Source organism: Methylophaga marina, from assembly GCF_030296755.1.
Lineage (GTDB): Bacteria > Pseudomonadota > Gammaproteobacteria > Nitrosococcales > Methylophagaceae > Methylophaga > Methylophaga marina.
Genome location: NZ_AP027741.1, coordinates 57,550 through 75,093, shown reverse-complemented (window position 1 = coordinate 75,093; position 17,544 = coordinate 57,550). Strand labels below are relative to the sequence as shown.

The following is a 17,544-nucleotide window of genomic DNA, read 5'->3' as shown; positions in this document are numbered from 1 at the left end:
GATTCTCCTCTGTCGGAAAACGTTATATTAATGTCCAACGGTTAACTTTAAATCATAGGTGTTTAGTTTGATTAGTGACCGTTATTGCAATCTTTACCAGCCTGCTTAAAGCCCCTTTGTTGGACGTCCTCTATAGTTAAACAGGATGAACATTCTGCCTGAGGCTTCCATAATCCTTGTAATAAGCAAAGGAAATCGTGAACACAAAAGAATAATTAACAAAGGCAGGTAGGGCAGAATATAGTTCGTATGCTCTACAAACGGTAAAAAAATGCCACTCCAATAAGTAAAAGTGTTGAAGCTGCGTGAAGCTTTATCTAGTATCTGAAATTGTTAATCACATTATATTTAATGTCGCTGATAGGAATAACCACCGACATATCCCAACCATCATTGAATAGCTTTAATCGTCGTGGGTAAATAGATGATGAATGCAGTCTTATCACTTTTAGATGTGACTTCTACCCGCCCACCATGGGCATCAATAATCGAACGAGCAATGGCGAGACCAAGACCGGCACCTTCACCTTGTCTTGACCTAGAAGGATTTGCTCGATAAAAACGGTCAAAGAGATATGGCAAATGTTCAACTGGAATTTCAGGCCCAGGATTCTCAACTGTCAGGGAAACCTCGTTGTCTGAGAAATTTTTCAGTCGAACTAGTACTGATCCCCCAGATTTCGTATAACGAATGGCGTTGGAAAGTAGATTAGAAATTGCTCTGCGTAACATGGCTTTATCGCCTTGAATTTGCTGAACCTGGCCTTCCAAGCTTAGTACTATATTTTTGTCCTCTGCTAAAGCTTCAAAAAAGCCAAATAATTTACTGACTTCATCGGATAAATCCAGCGGTGTTTGTTCAAGTTTGATTAAACCATGGTCCCTTTTTGCTAACCACAACATGTCATTAATCATCTTTGCTAAACGTTCTTGTTCTTCTAAGTTTGAGTAAAGTAATTCACGGTATTCTTCGAGCGTTCTGGATTTGCCTAAGCCAACTTGCGTCTGGGTGATGAGGTTTGTGAGTGGTGTCCGTAGCTCATGCGCAATATCAGCTGAAAAATGTGAAAGCTGATTAAAGCTTTCTTCAAGTCGACTTATCATGTGGTTGAATGAAGACACCAAGTCTTTTAATTCCGAAGGGACAACGGAGGGGGCAATTCGCATATCTAGACGATCTGCTTGTATATCACCCATTTTGTTCGAAAGCCTTCTTATTGGCTCATGTGCTTTATGGACGCCATACCAAGCAGCCAATAGGGTCATAAGCCAAGCAAGGATCATCATTGACCATAAGTCTAGACGAAATTCATGCAAAAATTGAAGGTGAAAATCAATATCAATGGCGGTAAGAACCAAGTAGTTTTGACCCGCTATCGAATTGTGCGTGAGAACACCCCGAAAGTTCTTGTTGTCCTCATGCCAGACTCGAAGGTCACTGGCATTGATTTCTGAAACCTGATGAAGGCTATTTTTTAGTACTGATAGGTTTGCGCCAGCACTTTCAAAAACCATACTACCTTGCTGATCGTGTACTTGATAATAGACGCCATGATGTCCAGAAACAGCACTGGATAGGGCTTTACGTAGCTGTGATGGATTGTTGTAATGCGCTCGCAACACGTTCACCACTGCCTTGTTCACTTCAGCAAGCTCACCTGCATCTTGTTCCACAAAGTGATGTTCCACAGCGTCAAGCACAAGGTTGCCGATTATAAATAGGCTCAAACCTATTGATGCGCCAACGAAAAGCATTACCCTTGCAGCAAGCGAAAGAGATTTATGATTAAAAGGGTTCATCAATGGGCTCAACGTCAAGTTTGTAACCCATGCCACGAATCGTGTGGATAAGTTTTGGTTCAAAATCGTCATCAATTTTGGCACGTAGACGACGTATAGCCACATCTATAACGTTGGTATCAGAATCAAAATTCATGTCCCATACTTGAGAGGCGATAAAAGAGCGCGGGAGTACTTCTCCTTGGCGGCGAATCAGCAACTCCAATAGGCAGAACTCTTTGTGACTCAGGGTGATTTTTTTACCTGATCGCGCAACACGATGTTTTGGCAAATCCAGCGTGAGATCTGCAACTTTGAGTAGCTCAGAAAAGGTTGGAACAGCGCCACGACGCAATAATGTTCGGATCCGGGCTAGCAGTTCGGCAAAAGCAAAAGGTTTAACCAAATAATCATCGGCGCCTAATTCCAGTCCTTTTACACGATCATCCACAGAATCACGTGCCGTTAGGAACAACACTGGTGTGTGGCGCTCGGCCTCACGTAACGACTGCAAAATGCGCCAACCGTCAACATCCGGCAACATAACATCCAGAACGATTAAATCAAATGCTTCTGTCATTGCCAAATGATGACCATCTAGGCCATTTCGAACAAGATTGACCTGAAATCCTGCTTCAGTTAACCCCTTCTGTAAGTAGTTGCCTGTTTTGATCTCATCCTCAACCAGCAGTAATCGCATGCAGGTTCTCCGTTAATTAATTCATTTCTAAGGTTAAAAGACCAACAAGCACCATAGAATTACATAAGGATTACATTTTTGTAATGTTCGGGTCATCCAGATGACAGAGTCAGCGGATTAACATTTATAGAAAGTTTTAATTGGAGCACCCACATTGAAGTTACCAATTCAACCTGTCCTTAATTTTAATCCCAATCGTCGTCGATTTGTGCAGGGTATCGCAGCTGGCGGTGTGCTGGCTTCCTTTCCAATGCTGCTAAACGCCGAAAGTTATCCCAACAAACAAGCGACCCGAGGCACGGCTCCCGTTTTGACAGGGCAGGTTATTGATTTAACTGTTGCTGAATCACTTGTTAATTTCACAGGTGTGACACGAGTAGCGACAACCATAAATGGCTCCATTCCTGCGCCAACACTTCGTTTACGAGAGGGAGATGACGTTACTATTCGGGTAACCAACAGGCTGAAAGTGCCAACATCCATTCACTGGCATGGCATTATCTTGCCATACCAGATGGATGGAGTACCCGGCATCAGCTTTGGTGGCATAGAACCCGGCGAGACTTTCGTCTACCAATTCAAACTTAAGCAAAGCGGCACGTACTGGTATCACTCTCACAGTGGTTTTCAGGAAATGACCGGTATGTACGGTGCACTGATTATTGAGCCCCGTGAAATGCAATCTGATTCGGCAAAGGACCATATATCAGCAGATCGTGACTACGTAATGTTGCTTTCTGATTGGACTGATGAAGATCCTATGTCCGTGTTCTCTAAGCTGAAAGTTCAGGGGGATGTATACAACTATAATCAGCCGACCGTATCATCATTTTTCAATGATGTCTCAAAACTGGGATTCAAAGGCGCATTTGAAAAACGACAAATGTGGAACCAGATGCGGATGAACCCGACTGATCTGGCCGATTTATCCTCGGCAACATTAACTTATCTTATGAATGGGACAACACCTGTTGGTAACTGGACAGGGCTTTTTCAGCCGGGGGAGACGATAAGGTTAAGGTTCATTAACGGCGCTGGTAATACATTCTATGATATTCGTATTCCCGAACTGAAAATGACAGTAATTCAGGTTGATGGTCAGAATGTACAACCCGTAAGCGTGGATGAGTTTCGCTTTGGTCCCGGTGAAACCTATGATGTCATTGTTGAACCACAACATGATGTACATACCGTTTTTGCTCAGAGTATGGAACGCACTGGTTATGCGCTGGGAACGCTCGCTATTAAGGAAGGCCTTACCGGCGACATACCTGAACTTGATCCGGTTCAATGGCTCACTATGACCGATATGATGGGCGAAATGGAGCATGGTTCGGCAAACGGCAATATGAACTATTCAGAAATGAATCATGGTGAAATGGCGATGGATCACAGCCAACATGGCAAGCAAAATGATTCACTTGCCATACCATCTCAGCAGGTTAGACATGCCAGTACAGAGTACGGACCTTCAGTCGACGCTCGTGTCGATATGCCTCGCACAAACTTAGACGATCCTGGTATTGGCTTAAGAGATAATGGACGAAGAGTGCTGACCTTATCAGATCTTCGATCTGTAGATGGGGTATTAAACGATAAACGACCACCAGATCAGGAAATCGAACTACATCTTACCGGAAATATGGAACGGTACAGTTGGTCTTTCGATGGACTTGAATTTGGTAAAAGTACACCAGTGAATCTGCCGCACAATCAACGTATACGTGTCATTTTGCAAAACGACACTATGATGACCCATCCTATGCATTTACATGGCATGTGGAGTGATTTAGAAGATGATCAGGGCAATGTGCTAGTTCGTCGCCACACGATACCTGTACAACCTGCCCAACGAATCAGTTTTTTGACAACACCTCATGACCTGGGGCGATGGGCATGGCATTGTCACTTACTTTTCCATATGGATGCAGGCATGTTTCGTGAAGTGGTGGTGTCATGAAAAATTATTCTATCGCTCCTGCAATTGGGCAGATCATTATTGCTTGTTCAATGTCTCTAATCATTTCCCCCTGTGGGCGCAGACTGATGATGTCATCAAAAAGCATGAGGTTATGACAGAACAGAGAACATTAACGCAGAAAGATGACATGGAAGGCATGGATCACTCTCAAATGCAGAAAGATGATATGGAAGGCATGGATCATTCAGAGATGAATATGGGGAGTAATCAACTACCATCAGACGCAAGGGATCCACATGCCTATTCAGATGGTTTTACACTGACTAAGGGTCCTTATGCATTCTCAGAGAAACGCGTTCTGAAATTAATGGATGAACATTATTTCGGATCTTTTTTAGCTGATCGACTGGAATATGATGCAGATAATGATGCTGTCATATTTGACCTTCAGGGCTGGTATGGCAGCACCTACAATCGATTTACGGCCAAGCTTGAAGGTGACGTGGTCGATGGCAAGTTAGATGAAAGCCAATCGGATTTATTGTGGACGCATGCTATCAGTGCTTTTTTTGATACTCAGTTGGGCGTGAGATTTGATCAGTACGATGAAGGCGACAATCGTCAATGGCTGGCTTTTGGTGTTCAAGGACTCGCCCCCTACTGGTTTGAATTAGATATGACTGCCTATCTTGGAGAGAGTGGTCGATCTGCAATATCAGTAGAAGCTGAATATGAACTGCTGCTTACGCAACGCCTGATTTTACAGCCCCGTGCAGAGCTGACTGCCTATGGTAAAAAAGATGAAGTTAATGGTATAGGCAGTGGCCTGTCTGATGTTGCGATCGGTATGAGACTTCGTTACGAATTCTCACGTCAATTCGCACCCTACATCGGTATTGAGTGGACCGAGAAGTTTGGAGAAACTGCAGATTTGGCCCAACTAAATGGTAATGATGACAGCGACACTATCTATGTTGCTGGTATTAGGTTCTGGTTTTAATCTCTCTATATAGTTTTACCTCGACTAAGGAGTCGCCGTATGAAACGTCATTTATTGTTATATTTAATTGCTTTACCAGCTCTGGTGCTGACTTTGACTGCGCAGGCACATGATCCAAAAGAGCATATGAATGAGAAGCAGACACCGGACTGTGCTGCGATGAAAGAGATGGATCATTCAAAAATGAATATGAATGATCCCGTTATGCAGGCCATGATGCAAAAATGTATGGGTAAAGATACGAAAATGTCATCAGACGGACATGATGAGGCAGAGGTAAAAGAGCCAGCTAAACACAAACACAAGTAGTAATGGATGACTAAAATTAAGGAATAAACATGGTGTCTTTTGGTTTTGTGCGATGTATCAAGTGTCTTTCTGTTGCAGCTGGGTTGATGGTGCTGACAGGGATAGCGTTTATCTACTCAGGTCTCTACCCGATGGGTGCAGATAATCAGCATACCAAGCTTACTTTTTGGGTGCTGGAAACTTTACGCGAGCGTTCAATTAGTCGGGCGGCTCAAGACATTGAAGTACCCTTAGATCTGGATACGCCAGCACGTTTACTGCGAGGCGGTTCAGATTATGCCGCAATGTGTGCGAGTTGCCATCTTGCGCCAGACAAAAACGAGACAGATTTTACCAAAGGCCTTTATCCGAAGCCTCCTAACTTAACAATGAAACATTCAGGGCATGGTGAATCAAAAGGCCAAGACAGGCAATATTTTTGGATCATTAAACACGGTATTAAAGGGTCGGGTATGCCTGCCTGGGGCCCAGGGCATACTGATGAACAAATATGGAATCTGGTTGCTTTCCTAAAACGATTACCTGAACTGACACCTGCACAATATCAAATATTGACAGCAAACCTTACTGAGTAATTACGCATATCGTCAATTAGTAATGCTCTCCTTAAAATTCGCGGATCGATAGCTTTAAATATGAATCATGTTTTTTGTTCGATAACCTGCAGGATATTTAGGCTCATAATGAGAATGAGTCTTTTGTTAAGCTAAGATGTAAGGTTGGCCTGAATCAAAGTAATAAATTATTAATGCTGCCTAAAATAATAGCTCCAAATTGAGTTTTAAGTTTATTCGCAGACCTTTAGTTGGCAATAAAAACGGAGGATTCATGGATAATCAGGAAGACAGAACACCCCAGTATAAGGAAGGTAGTTTAACTTTGGCTGGAACGGTTATGCTGGGAACAGGTGTTATGATTGGTGCTGGTATATTTGCATTGACTGGGCAAATGGCTGAGATGACCGGTACGTTGTTCCCGCTGGCATTTCTTGCTGCTGCAGTCATTGTCAGCTTTAGCGCTTATTCCTACATCAAGATCTCCAACGCTTATCCCTCTGCAGGTGGCATTGGTATGTATCTGTACAAAGCTTATGGCGACAGGTTGCCAACAGCTTTCAATGCATTACTGATGTACTTCTCAATGGTGATCGCACAGAGCTTTTTAGCACGTACTTTTGGTTCCTATACCATGCAACTTTTTGGTGGTGATGATAGCGGTATCATGGTGCCTATTCTCGGCGTTTCACTGATATTAGCTGCCTTTGTCATTAATCTTTCAGGCAATCGCCTGATTCAAAGTGCGGCCTCTTTCATTGGTGTTTTAAAAATTGTCGGCATCCTTATTTTCGGGCTGGTGGGTGTGTGGATCGCAGACAGTATCTCAGTTGACTTTTCAAGTCCGGGAGAAGCGGGAACCATGGGTAACTTTCTTGGTGCAACGGCACTGGGAATACTGGCCTTTAAGGGGTTCACCACCATTACCAACAGCGGTTCTGAGGTAAAAGATCCTAAACGTAACGTAGGTCGCGCAATTGTTATTTCTATCGCGGCCTGTGTGGTCATTTATGGCTTGGTCGGTTTTGCTGTGGCGAGTAATTTATCGTTGGCAGAAATCATCAAAACACAAGACTATTCCCTTGCTGCGGCTGCGCGCCCGGCATTGGGTGAATATGGTGTGTGGTTTACGGTTGCTATTGCCATGATGGCGACTGCTGGCGGTATTCTGGCCAGCATTTTTGCCGTTTCAAGAATGCTGGCAATGTTGACGGAAATGAAACTGGTTCCGCATCGACATTTCGGTATGCCGGGTAGTATTCAAAAGCATACGTTGGTCTACACTGTCGCTTTGGGACTTATCCTGACGGCATTTTTTGATCTGTCACGAATTGCTGCACTGGGTATTGTGTTTTACCTCATTATGGACATTGCCATTCATTGGGGCGTGCTACGTTATTTGCGTGATGATATAAAATCCAATAGATGGGTGCCAACGACAGCGATTATTTTAGATTTGCTCGCGTTAGGGGGCTTTGTCTGGGTAAAACTGAATACAGATCCGTTTGTGATTGGGGTGGCAGTTGCTACGATGATTGTTATCGCAGTTGTTGAGCAGGTTTTTCTTAAACATACAGTTAAGTCTGGATCATTTAGCCAGAATAAATCGCATGAGCACAGTGACTGAAATCTGAAATTCTCGAAAAGGATACAATGACTATGTCTGAATACCAGCATGCTCATCATCAAGACCATCCGGTACATGACGTTCATACTGTAAAAGATCCGGTTTGTGGCATGACCGTGGTGCCTGACACGGCAAAGCACCAAAGCCAGTATGACTCTCAAAGCTGGTTTTTCTGCTCGTCACACTGCAAGTCCAAGTTTGACCAAAATCCGCAGCAATATCTCAATGACCAGCAACAGCCAGAACAGCCGGCAACACCGGGCACGATGTACACCTGTCCCATGCATCCAGAAATCCGGCAGCAGGGGCCGGGGGATTGCCCTATTTGTGGTATGGCCCTTGAACCTGAGCAAGTCAATTTGAATGATGGACCATCTGAAGAGCTCACGGATATGACTCGCCGGTTCTGGATCGGCCTAGTTCTGGCGTTACCAGTGCTGGTGCTTGAAATGGGCGGACATCTGACCGGACTAGATCATATTGTAGCGCCGCAGTTATCTAACTGGATTCAGCTGATACTGGCAACGCCTGTAGTTCTCTGGTGTGGCTGGCCATTTTTTGTCAGAGGCTGGAAATCCGTCATTAGTCGCAATCTGAATATGTTTACTTTGATTGCCATTGGTACGGGCGTAGCGCTGATCTACAGTCTGGTGGCAACCCTGATGCCGCAGATTTTTCCAGATGCCTTTCGTCAGGCAGATGGTTCTGTTGCTGTATATTTCGAGGCAGCTGCAGTCATCGTTGTTTTGGTACTGTTGGGACAGGTACTGGAATTGAGAGCGCGAGAGAAGACTTCAGGTGCTATTAAGGCTTTACTTGATCTCGCGCCAGCGACCGCTAGAAAGCTGAACGATGACGGGACTGATTCTGATGTGTCGTTGGATAAGGTTAAAGTAGGTGACCGGCTTCGGGTTCGCCCGGGAGACAAGGTGCCGCTGGATGGCGAGGTGCTTGAGGGCAAATCTAATGTAGATGAATCCATGGTGACCGGTGAGCCGTTGGCGGTCACGAAGACAACTGGCGATCAAGTGATCGGTGGCAGTATTAATCAGCAAGGCAGCTTTGTAATGCGAGCCGACAAGGTCGGCCGAGATACGATGCTCTCCCAAATAGTACAGATGGTGGCTAACGCCCAGCGCAGCCGTGCACCAATCCAGGGATTAGCAGACAAGGTGGCGGGATGGTTTGTCCCGGTCGTCATCGTCATAGCAGTTATCGCTTTTATCGCTTGGTCATTTTTGGGTCCAGTACCACCTATGGCTTTTGGGCTGATTGCAGCTGTTAGCGTGTTAATTATTGCCTGTCCCTGTGCGTTAGGTCTGGCAACCCCTATGTCCATCATGGTTGGTGTCGGTCGGGGTGCTCAAAGCGGTGTTCTCATTCGGGATGCAGAAGCTTTGGAGCGCATGGAAAAAGTGGATACGGTGGTGGTAGATAAAACCGGCACACTGACTGAAGGAAAGCCTCAGGTCACCAAGCTTGTTACAGCGAATGGACTAAGCGAAGAAGACCTGATGCGTTTTGCGGGTGGTATTGAAAAAGGCAGTGAACATCCGTTAGCCCACGCTATTTTAGAAAAAGCCAAGACAATGGACCTCAAGTTGCCCGATGCTGAAGACTTCGATTCTCCTAACGGTAAAGGGGTCACAGGTTCGATTGATGGCAAGCGGGTGTTATTAGGTAATCGTCTGCTTATGGAAGCAGAAGCAGTTGATATTACAGACTTTGAAAATGAAGCTGAGGCGCTTCGCAGGGATGGGGCTACAGTGATTTTTGCTGCTGTGGATGGCACCGTTGCTGGCTTACTTGCTATTGCTGATCCGGTTAAAGAAACTTCCAAAGCGGCTATTTTGGCACTTCAAAAAGAGGGTATCCGCGTGGTCATGCTGACCGGTGATAATCGTACCTCGGCTGAAGCAGTTGCCCACAAGCTGAATATTGATGAAGTAGAAGCGGAAGTCCTGCCGGAAGACAAGGGCAAGATTATTCAGCGCCTTAAAGATGAAGGCCGGATTGTGGTAATGGCAGGCGACGGGGTCAATGATGCACCTGCCCTGGCAACGGCAGATGTAGGTATTGCCATGGGAACCGGCACAGACGTAGCTATTGAAAGTGCCGGTATTACGTTGTTGCGAGGTGACCTGATGGGTATTGTCGAAGCACGCCGGTTGTCATTAGCGACCATGAGAAATATTAGACAAAACCTGTTTTTTGCTTTCATTTACAACATTGCCGGGGTGCCGATTGCCGCTGGTGTTCTGTATCCATTTTTCGGCATACTGCTTTCCCCAATCTTTGCAGCCGCAGCCATGTCACTTTCATCTGTGAGCGTAATCATGAATGCACTTAGGTTGCGGCTTGTTAAATTATAAGGAATAGTTCAGATTAGTTTTATGACCAGCGATTGCTCGAAACTTAAATTAAGTGCTTAAGGTCTAGTTTGAACATAAACATATAAAAGTATTATTGAAAAAAATGCGCATAGTAAGTCTATTACTGCTTTGTTTTTCGTTGGCTTTCGCCAATGTTAGCTATGCGCAGAACCATGAAAAAAAGGGTAAGCGGATTAAATGGTTGATCTTACCTTTGCATGAGAGTGAGACAGACCGGCATCTCATCGGATTATCTGGTTGATGCTTCACCTACTGCTGGTGCATGTTTCCTTCGCTAATTCCAGCAAGAACCCCACACGCCTCAACTTCCCGGTCATCGTTGCAACTCGCTCTCAGTGAAACGAGTTGTTTCTCAAGCGCTTGCAGAGCGGTTATCTGCGACCGCACATGAGAGATGTGATCATCGAGCAAGGCGTTGACGGCGGTACAAGGCTGATGAGGGTCGTCCTGATAGCTCTGTAGTTCGTGAATCTCAGCCAGTGACAGGCCCAGGATTCTGCAGCGACGGATGAAGGCCAGCCCCTCACCATGCTTCTCGGTATAGACACGGTAACCGTTGTCCTGCCGATCAGGCGGCGGCAACAAGCCCTGCTGTTCATAGAAGCGGATCGTCTGTGTTTCGACCCCTACCAACTGCGCCAACTGACCAATGCGCATCAGCCTCCTCCCCAACGGATTCTTTACTCTATTGACCTTATAGTAGCTTTATAGTTTAAAATGGTACCACAACATTGTTCAAGTGGAGTCGTATCATGAGCAAATCCTGTAGTGGCGCCTGTGGCGGTGATGCAACGTCCGCAGCGGATACCGATATACAGGCCTCCTCCGAGGCGCCAGGGAGATGGGTCAGTGTTTATGCCGTGCCGAAGATGGACTGTCCATCAGAAGAACGAATGATTCGCCTAGCCCTGAACGGCTTTGAGGAGATTCGGGCGCTGTCCTTCGACTTGTCGAACCGCCGGCTGAAGGTCGTGCATGACGGCGAGGTCGAGCCCGTCACCTCGAAACTGAAGACCTTGGGGCTAGGCGCCTCGCTTCAGGAAACCGTCGCTGCAAATCCGGAGACCATCAAGGCCGCCGAGTTTTCGGCAGCTTCTGCTAAGCAAGAATCCGGGACCCTGCGCTGGTTGCTCGGCATCAATGCACTTCTGTTCGTGGTGGAAATGACTGCCGGTCTGATCGCCCAGTCCACCGGCCTGATTGGAGAATCCCTGGACAATTTTGCCGATGCGGCGGTGTACGGGCTTGCCCTTTATGCGGTTGGACATAGCGTGAAAATGCAGGTACGTGCCGCGCATCTTGCTGGTGTACTGCAACTGATCTTGGCTGTGGGCGTGCTCGTAGAGGTGGTGAGACGCTTTGTATTCGGTAGTGAGCCTGAATCGCTGGTGATGATGGCTATCGCATTCGTCGCATTGATTGCCAATACCAGTTGTCTGCTGCTCATATCCAAACATCGGGAAGGCGGGGCGCACATGAAGGCAAGCTGGATATTCTCGGCCAACGACGTGGTGATCAACCTGGGGGTCATCACCGCCGGCGCCCTGGTCGCGTGGACCGGTTCCAATTATCCGGATCTGATTATCGGCACCATCGCGGGGGGCATTGTACTTAACGGTGCCAGACGCATTTTGGCGTTGAAGGGTTAAATAATGCTCATTATTGGCAATAAGCTCTCGCCGTATGCCCTATTGTCCATATCGGGCCTGCTGGCAGCGTCTGATCAGGCTGTAAAGTGGCTGGTGCAGCAATCAATGGCCTATGGCGAGTATGTTTCGGTGACCCCGTTCTTTAACTGGGTGCACCTATGGAACACCGGTGCCGCATTCAGTCTTTTTGCGAATGGTGGAGGCTGGCAGCGCTACTTTTTTATCGGAATCGCGGTAGTGGTCTCGATTCTTCTGATCAAGCTGATCCTTGAAAATCGTCATAAAGGAGAAGCCATCGCTTACAGTCTTATCCTCGGTGGCGCCATGGGCAACCTGATTGACCGGGTCTTTCGCGGCTATGTTGTGGATTCCTTTGATTTCTATTGGCGAGACTGGCATTGGCCGGCCTTCAACCTGGCTGATATTGCAATTGTCCTCGGTGCCTTACTTTTCGTTTCCAGCAGCTTGTTGGGTAAAAAAGCAAACACCAATGCCGAGTCGGATGGATCTGACTGACACCTACGCCTATACAACACCATGACCGAACTTCCCGACAACATCCTTCACCTGCCGCAATACCAAGTACTGGGCTGCAAATCAACCGACGACGAAATGCACTTCCAGGTGGACGTGCCCGATCCCATCGCCTGCGAGGAATGCGGCGTGCAGGGTGAGTTCGTACGGTTCGGCAAGCGTGACGTTCCCTATCGTGATCTGCCCATCCACGGCAAGCGGGTCACTCTCTGGGTGGTCCGCCGCCGATACACCTGCCGGGCCTGCAAGACAACATTCAGGCCCCAGCTACCGGAGATGGTGGACGGATTCCGTATGACACTGCGGCTGCATGAGTACGTGGAGAAGGAATCCTTCAACCACCCCTACACCTTTGTGGCGGCACAGACCGGCCTGGACGAGAAGACGGTGCGCGACATCTTCAACGCCCGCGCCGAGTTCCTGGGGCGCTGGCGCCGCTTCGAGACGCCCCGCATCCTGGGCATTGACGAGCTATACCTGAACAAGCGCTACCGCTGCATTCTGACCAACATTGAGGAGCGAACCCTGCTCGACCTGCTGGCCACCCGCCGCCAGGACGTGGTGACCAACTACCTGATGGGGGCACCTCAGAAAACGGAAAATAAAGCACGCTAAGGCATAGCTGACCTTGCCAGGCCTGCTTCGCCCTGTAGTGACGCGATCAACGGGCAGGAAACATTCCCCTTTCGTGCATGGCAGGCGCACACGAGTTCAGACAGCACGGTTTCCATGCGCGCCAAGTCGGCCATCTTCTCGCGCACGTCCTTGAGCTTGTGTTCGGCCAGGCTGCTGGCCTCCTCGCAGTGGGTGCCAACGTCGAGCCGCAACAGCTCGGCAATCTCGTCCAGACTGAACCCCAGCCGCTGTGCCGATTTCACGAATTTCACCCGAACCACGTCCGCCTCCCCATAGCGGCGGATGCTGCCGTAAGGCTTGTCCGGTTCCGGCAACAGGCCCTTGCGCTGATAGAAGCGGATTGTCTCCACGTTGACCCCGGCCGCCTTGGCAAAAACGCCAATGGTCAGGTTTTCCAAATTATTTTCCATATCGCTTGACTCCGTACATGAGTACGGAAGTAAGGTTACGCTATCCAATCCAAATTCAAAAGGGCCAACGTATGTCTGAACCACAAAACGGGCGCGGTGCGCTCTTCGCCGGCGGGCTGGCCGCCATTCTTGCATCGACCTGCTGCCTGGGGCCGCTAGTACTGGTCGCCCTGGGCTTCTCCGGTGCTTGGATCGGCAACCTGACGGTGCTGGAACCCTATCGACCGTTGTTCATCGGCGCGGCGCTAGTGGCGCTGTTCTTCGCCTGGAAGCGGATTTACCGGCCCGTGCAGGCATGCAAGCCAGGTGAGGTCTGCGCGATTCCGCAGGTGCGCGCCACCTACAAGCTGATTTTCTGGATCGTGGCCGTGCTGGTCCTGGTCGCGCTTGGATTTCCCTATGTCGTTCCATTTTTCTATTAACCAGGAGTTCATCATGAAGAAACTGTTTGCCTCCCTTGCCCTCGCCGCCGCTGTTGCCCCGGTGTGGGCCGCTACCCAGACCGTCACGCTAGCGGTTCCCGGCATGACTTGCGCCGCCTGCCCGATCACAGTCAAGAAAGCGCTCTCCAAGGTCGAAGGCGTGAGCAAGGTCGATGTGGGCTTCGAGAAGCGCGAGGCCGTCGTCACTTTTGACGACACCAAGGCCAGCGTACAGAAGCTGACCAAGGCCACCGCAGACGCCGGCTATCCGTCCAGCGTCAAGCAGTGAGCCAGCAAGCCAACGACAACAGCGAGAGCCGCTTCATGGGACTGATGACACGCATTGCCGATAAAACCGGCGCGCTCGGCAGCGTCGTTTCCGCGATGGGCTGCGCCGCCTGCTTTCCAGCCCTCGCCAGCTTCGGCGCGGCCATCGGGCTGGGCTTCTTGAGCCAGTAAGAGGGACTGTTCATCAGCCGCCTGCTGCCGCTGTTTGCCGCGCTGGCCTTCCTGGCGAACGCGCTGGGTTGGTTCAGTCATCGGCAATGGCTGCGCAGTCTGCTCGGCATGATCGGCCCGGCCATCGTGTTTGCGGCCACGGTCTGGCTGCTCGGCAACTGGTGGACGGCGAACCTGATGTACGTCGGCCTGGCCTTGATGATTGGGGTGTCGATCTGGGACTTCGTGTCGCCGGCGCATCGCCGTTGCGGACCGGACGGCTGCGAACTCCCCGCCAAGCGCTTGTGAAAGACGGCTGACCGTGCGACACGGCGGCCCACACGAATAAGGAACGATGGTATGAGCACTCTCAAAATCACCGGCATGACTTGCGACTCGTGCGCAGTGCATGTCAAGGACGCCCTGGAGAAAGTGCCCGGCGTGCAATCAGCGGATGTCTCCTACGCCAAGGGCAGCGCCAAGCTCGCCATTGAGGTCGGCACGTCACCCGACGCGCTGACGGCCGCTGTAGCTGGACTCGGTTATCGGGCCACGCTGGCCGATGCCCCCTCAGTTTCGACGCCGGGCGGATTGCTCGACAAGATGCGCGATCTGCTGGGCAGAAACGACAAGACGGGTAGCAGCGGCGCATTGCATATCGCCGTCATCGGCAGCGGCGGGGCCGCGATGGCAGCGGCGCTGAAGGCCGTCGAGCAAGGCGCACGTGTCACGCTGATCGAGCGCGGCACCATCGGCGGCACCTGCGTCAATGTCGGTTGTGTGCCGTCCAAGATCATGATCCGCGCCGCCCATATCGCCCATCTGCGCCGGGAAAGCCCGTTCGATGGCGGCATCGCCGCTACCACGCCGACCATCCAGCGCACGGCGCTGCTGGCCCAGCAGCAGGCCCGCGTCGATGAACTGCGCCACGCCAAGTACGAAGGCATCTTGGAGGGCAATCCGGCGATCACTGTGCTGCACGGCTCCGCCCGCTTTAAGGACAATCGCAACCTGATCGTGCAACTCAACGACGGCGGCGAGCGCGTGGTGGCATTCGACCGCTGCCTGATCGCCACCGGCGCGAGCCCGGCCGTGCCGCCGATTCCCGGCCTGAAAGACACTCCGTACTGGACTTCCACTGAAGCGCTGGTCAGCGAGACGATTCCTAAGCGCCTGGCCGTGATTGGCTCATCAGTGGTGGCGCTGGAGCTGGCGCAGGCGTTCGCCCGACTCGGAGCGAAGGTGACGATCCTGGCTCGCAGCACGCTGTTCTTCCGCGAAGACCCAGCTATAGGCGAAGCCGTCACGGCCGCATTCCGCATGGAGGGCATCGAGGTGAGGGAACACACCCAGGCCAGCCAGGTCGCGTATATCAATGGTGAAGGGGACGGCGAATTCGTGCTCACCACGGCGCACGGCGAACTGCGCGCCGACAAGCTGCTGGTCGCCACCGGCCGCGCGCCCAACACACGCAAGCTGGCACTGGATGCGACGGGCGTCACGCTCACCCCGCAAGGCGCTATCGTCATCGACCCCGGCATGCGTACAAGCGTGGAACACATCTACGCCGCAGGCGACTGCACCGACCAGCCGCAGTTCGTCTATGTGGCGGCAGCGGCCGGCACTCGCGCCGCGATCAACATGACCGGCGGTGACGCGGCCCTGAACCTGACCGCGATGCCGGCCGTGGTGTTCACCGACCCGCAAGTGGCGACCGTAGGCTACAGCGAGGCGGAAGCGCACCATGACGGCATCAAAACTGATAGTCGCACGCTAACGCTGGACAACGTGCCGCGCGCGCTCGCCAACTTCGACACGCGCGGCTTCATCAAACTGGTGGTTGAAGAAGGCAGCGGACGACTGATCGGCGTGCAGGCAGTGGCCCCGGAAGCGGGCGAACTGATCCAGACGGCCGCACTGGCGATTCGCAACCGGATGACGGTGCAGGAACTGGCCGACCAGTTGTTCCCCTACCTGACGATGGTCGAAGGGTTGAAGCTCGCGGCGCAGACCTTCAACAAGGATGTGAAGCAGCTTTCCTGCTGCGCCGGGTGAGGACAAGGAGGTGTGCGATGAGCGCCTACACGGTATCGCAACTGGCCCATAACGCTGGGGTGAGCGTACATATCGTGCGCGACTACCTGGTGCGCGGCTTGTTACGGCCGGTGGCCTGCACCACGGGCGGCTACGGCGTGTTCGACGATGCGGCCTTGCAACGGCTTAGCGTGCTTTATTTTCCGTTTTCTGAGACGACCCCCTGATGAAGCTGAAAGACCGGCAGAAGGTCGAGATCGTCAGCATGGACATGTGGAACCCCTACCGGGCAGCGGTCAAGGCTGTGCTGCCCCAGGCCCGTATCGTGGTCGATAAGTTCCATGTGGTGCGCATGGCCAACGATGCCCTAGAGAGAGTGCGCAAGGGCCTCAGAAAGGAGCTGAAACCGTCCCAGAGCCGGACTCTCAAGGGAGACCGGAAAATCCTGCTGAAACGCGCTCACGAAGTCTCAGACCGGGAGCGCCTCATCATGGAGACCTGGACAGGCGCGTTCCCGCAACTGCTGGCCGCCTACGAGCACAAGGAGCGCTTCTACGGCATCTGGGACGCCACCACACGGCTCCAGGCAGAAGCCGCCCTGGACGAGTGGATAGCCACCATCCCGAAGGGCCAAAAGGAAGTCTGGAGCGATCTGGTCAGGGCAGTGGGAAACTGGCGCGAAGAGACCATGACCTACTTCGAGACGGACATGCCCGTCACCAACGCTTACACGGAGTCCATCAATCGACTGGCCAAGGACAAGAACCGTGAAGGGCGCGGTTACTCCTTCGAGGTGATGCGGGCACGAATGCTCTACACCACGAAGCACAAGAAGAAGGCACCGACTGCGAAGGTCTCTCCTTTCTACAAGAAAACCATCGGTTACGGACTGCCGGACTTCGCAGAGGAACTCAACTACGGAGTCGATCTATCAACCATCTGAGGGTGGTATCAGATTGATGGGGTGAAGGTGCCCCATCAACCATTAAATCCGTATACCCTAAAAAATCAGCCTAAGAATTACAGGACATTAGCCTTATTCAAAAACTTGCTTCAAACCAAATTATTCTCTATATTTTCTCTTCTCATTATATTCTCACACTGTTAAATCTAATCTGACTGTTACAAATGATTAGGA

At 50.6% G+C, this 17,544-nt stretch carries 18 protein-coding genes and 2 pseudogenes; 16 read left to right on the top strand and 4 right to left on the bottom strand.

The annotated features are described in order from the left end of the window. Positions 1–390 precede the first annotated feature (390 nt). A complete protein-coding gene (locus QUE24_RS00380) occupies positions 391–1,800 on the bottom strand; it encodes a heavy metal sensor histidine kinase (RefSeq protein WP_284722610.1) in 1,410 nt (469 codons plus the stop codon). Then, the gene (locus QUE24_RS00375) at positions 1,787–2,479 is read right to left on the bottom strand and encodes a heavy metal response regulator transcription factor (RefSeq protein WP_284722611.1); all 693 of its coding nucleotides are present in this window, start codon (positions 2,477–2,479) and stop codon (positions 1,787–1,789) included. Before QUE24_RS00375 ends, QUE24_RS00380 begins: the two co-directional genes overlap by 14 nt. 154 nt (positions 2,480–2,633) lie before the next feature. Between QUE24_RS00375 and QUE24_RS00370 the strand changes: the two genes are divergently transcribed. The 6 genes from QUE24_RS00370 (at position 2,634) to QUE24_RS00345 (ending at position 10,262) form a co-directional block, all read left to right on the top strand. Then, entirely contained in the window at positions 2,634–4,439 is a 1,806-nt protein-coding gene (locus QUE24_RS00370) for a copper resistance system multicopper oxidase (RefSeq protein ID WP_286304730.1), read from the top strand. A gap of 112 nt (positions 4,440–4,551) precedes the next feature. Further along, positions 4,552–5,400, top strand: coding sequence for a copper resistance protein B (locus QUE24_RS00365; RefSeq protein ID WP_286304729.1), 849 nt, complete (start codon positions 4,552–4,554; stop codon positions 5,398–5,400). A gap of 39 nt (positions 5,401–5,439) precedes the next feature. Then, positions 5,440–5,709 (top strand): hypothetical protein, encoded by a 270-nt coding sequence (locus QUE24_RS00360; protein ID WP_226069897.1) that lies wholly within the window; start codon positions 5,440–5,442, stop codon positions 5,707–5,709. Between the two features lie 29 nt (positions 5,710–5,738). Beyond that, on the top strand, positions 5,739–6,284 hold the full coding sequence (locus tag QUE24_RS00355; protein ID WP_284722614.1) for a c-type cytochrome: 546 nt from the start codon (positions 5,739–5,741) through the stop codon (positions 6,282–6,284). A 253-nt stretch (positions 6,285–6,537) separates the two neighbouring features. Further along, on the top strand, positions 6,538–7,890 hold the full coding sequence (locus QUE24_RS00350; protein WP_284722615.1) for an APC family permease: 1,353 nt from the start codon (positions 6,538–6,540) through the stop codon (positions 7,888–7,890). A 32-nt stretch (positions 7,891–7,922) separates the two neighbouring features. Then, positions 7,923–10,262: a heavy metal translocating P-type ATPase gene (locus tag QUE24_RS00345; protein ID WP_286304728.1), complete on the top strand. Its 2,340-nt coding sequence runs from the start codon at positions 7,923–7,925 to the stop codon at positions 10,260–10,262. Positions 10,263–10,532: 270 nt separating this feature from the next. Here QUE24_RS00345 and cadR read toward each other — a convergent pair whose 3' ends face one another. Beyond that, a complete protein-coding gene (cadR, locus tag QUE24_RS00340) occupies positions 10,533–10,940 on the bottom strand; it encodes a Cd(II)/Pb(II)-responsive transcriptional regulator (RefSeq protein WP_004364961.1) in 408 nt (135 codons plus the stop codon). 95 nt (positions 10,941–11,035) lie between these two features. Here cadR and QUE24_RS00335 point away from each other — a divergent pair, with 95 nt between their 5' ends. The 3 genes and pseudogenes from QUE24_RS00335 to QUE24_RS00325 all read left to right on the top strand — a co-directional run. Beyond that, entirely contained in the window at positions 11,036–11,932 is an 897-nt protein-coding gene (locus QUE24_RS00335) for a cation efflux transmembrane domain-containing protein (protein ID WP_286304727.1), read from the top strand. Between the two features lie 3 nt (positions 11,933–11,935). Further along, positions 11,936–12,448 carry a signal peptidase II gene (lspA, locus tag QUE24_RS00330; protein WP_286304726.1) on the top strand — a complete coding sequence of 171 codons (513 nt, stop codon included), beginning with the start codon at positions 11,936–11,938 and terminating at the stop codon, positions 12,446–12,448. 21 nt (positions 12,449–12,469) lie between these two features. Further along, positions 12,470–13,045 (top strand): annotated as a pseudogene (locus QUE24_RS00325) (ISL3-like element ISPpu12 family transposase); the annotation flags it as partial. Positions 13,046–13,077: 32 nt separating this feature from the next. Here the strand turns inward: QUE24_RS00325 and merR are convergent. After that, on the bottom strand, positions 13,078–13,512 hold the full coding sequence (gene merR / locus QUE24_RS00320; protein WP_105307091.1) for a mercury resistance transcriptional regulator MerR: 435 nt from the start codon (positions 13,510–13,512) through the stop codon (positions 13,078–13,080). A gap of 71 nt (positions 13,513–13,583) precedes the next feature. Between merR and QUE24_RS00315 the strand changes: the two genes are divergently transcribed. From QUE24_RS00315 to QUE24_RS00290, 7 genes and pseudogenes are all read left to right on the top strand, one after another. Next, positions 13,584–13,934 (top strand): mercuric transport protein MerT, encoded by a 351-nt coding sequence (locus QUE24_RS00315; protein WP_001294663.1) that lies wholly within the window; start codon positions 13,584–13,586, stop codon positions 13,932–13,934. Between the two features lie 13 nt (positions 13,935–13,947). Continuing rightward, positions 13,948–14,223: a mercury resistance system periplasmic binding protein MerP gene (merP, locus tag QUE24_RS00310; RefSeq protein ID WP_000732292.1), complete on the top strand. Its 276-nt coding sequence runs from the start codon at positions 13,948–13,950 to the stop codon at positions 14,221–14,223. Next, positions 14,220–14,393, top strand: coding sequence for a MerC family mercury resistance protein (locus QUE24_RS15910; protein ID WP_425541723.1), 174 nt, complete (start codon positions 14,220–14,222; stop codon positions 14,391–14,393). Before merP ends, QUE24_RS15910 begins: the two co-directional genes overlap by 4 nt. A 6-nt stretch (positions 14,394–14,399) precedes the next feature. Further along, the gene (locus QUE24_RS00305; protein ID WP_425541724.1) at positions 14,400–14,681 is read left to right on the top strand and encodes a MerC family mercury resistance protein; all 282 of its coding nucleotides are present in this window, start codon (positions 14,400–14,402) and stop codon (positions 14,679–14,681) included. A 51-nt stretch (positions 14,682–14,732) separates the two neighbouring features. After that, a complete protein-coding gene (gene merA, locus QUE24_RS00300; RefSeq protein WP_000105636.1) occupies positions 14,733–16,427 on the top strand; it encodes a mercury(II) reductase in 1,695 nt (564 codons plus the stop codon). 17 nt (positions 16,428–16,444) lie between these two features. After that, the gene (locus tag QUE24_RS00295; RefSeq protein ID WP_008489769.1) at positions 16,445–16,633 is read left to right on the top strand and encodes a MerR family transcriptional regulator; all 189 of its coding nucleotides are present in this window, start codon (positions 16,445–16,447) and stop codon (positions 16,631–16,633) included. Continuing rightward, positions 16,630–17,349, top strand: a pseudogene (locus QUE24_RS00290) (ISL3-like element ISPpu12 family transposase); the annotation flags it as partial. The gene QUE24_RS00295 and the pseudogene QUE24_RS00290, both read left to right, overlap by 4 nt. Between the last annotated feature and the right edge of the window lie 195 nt (positions 17,350–17,544).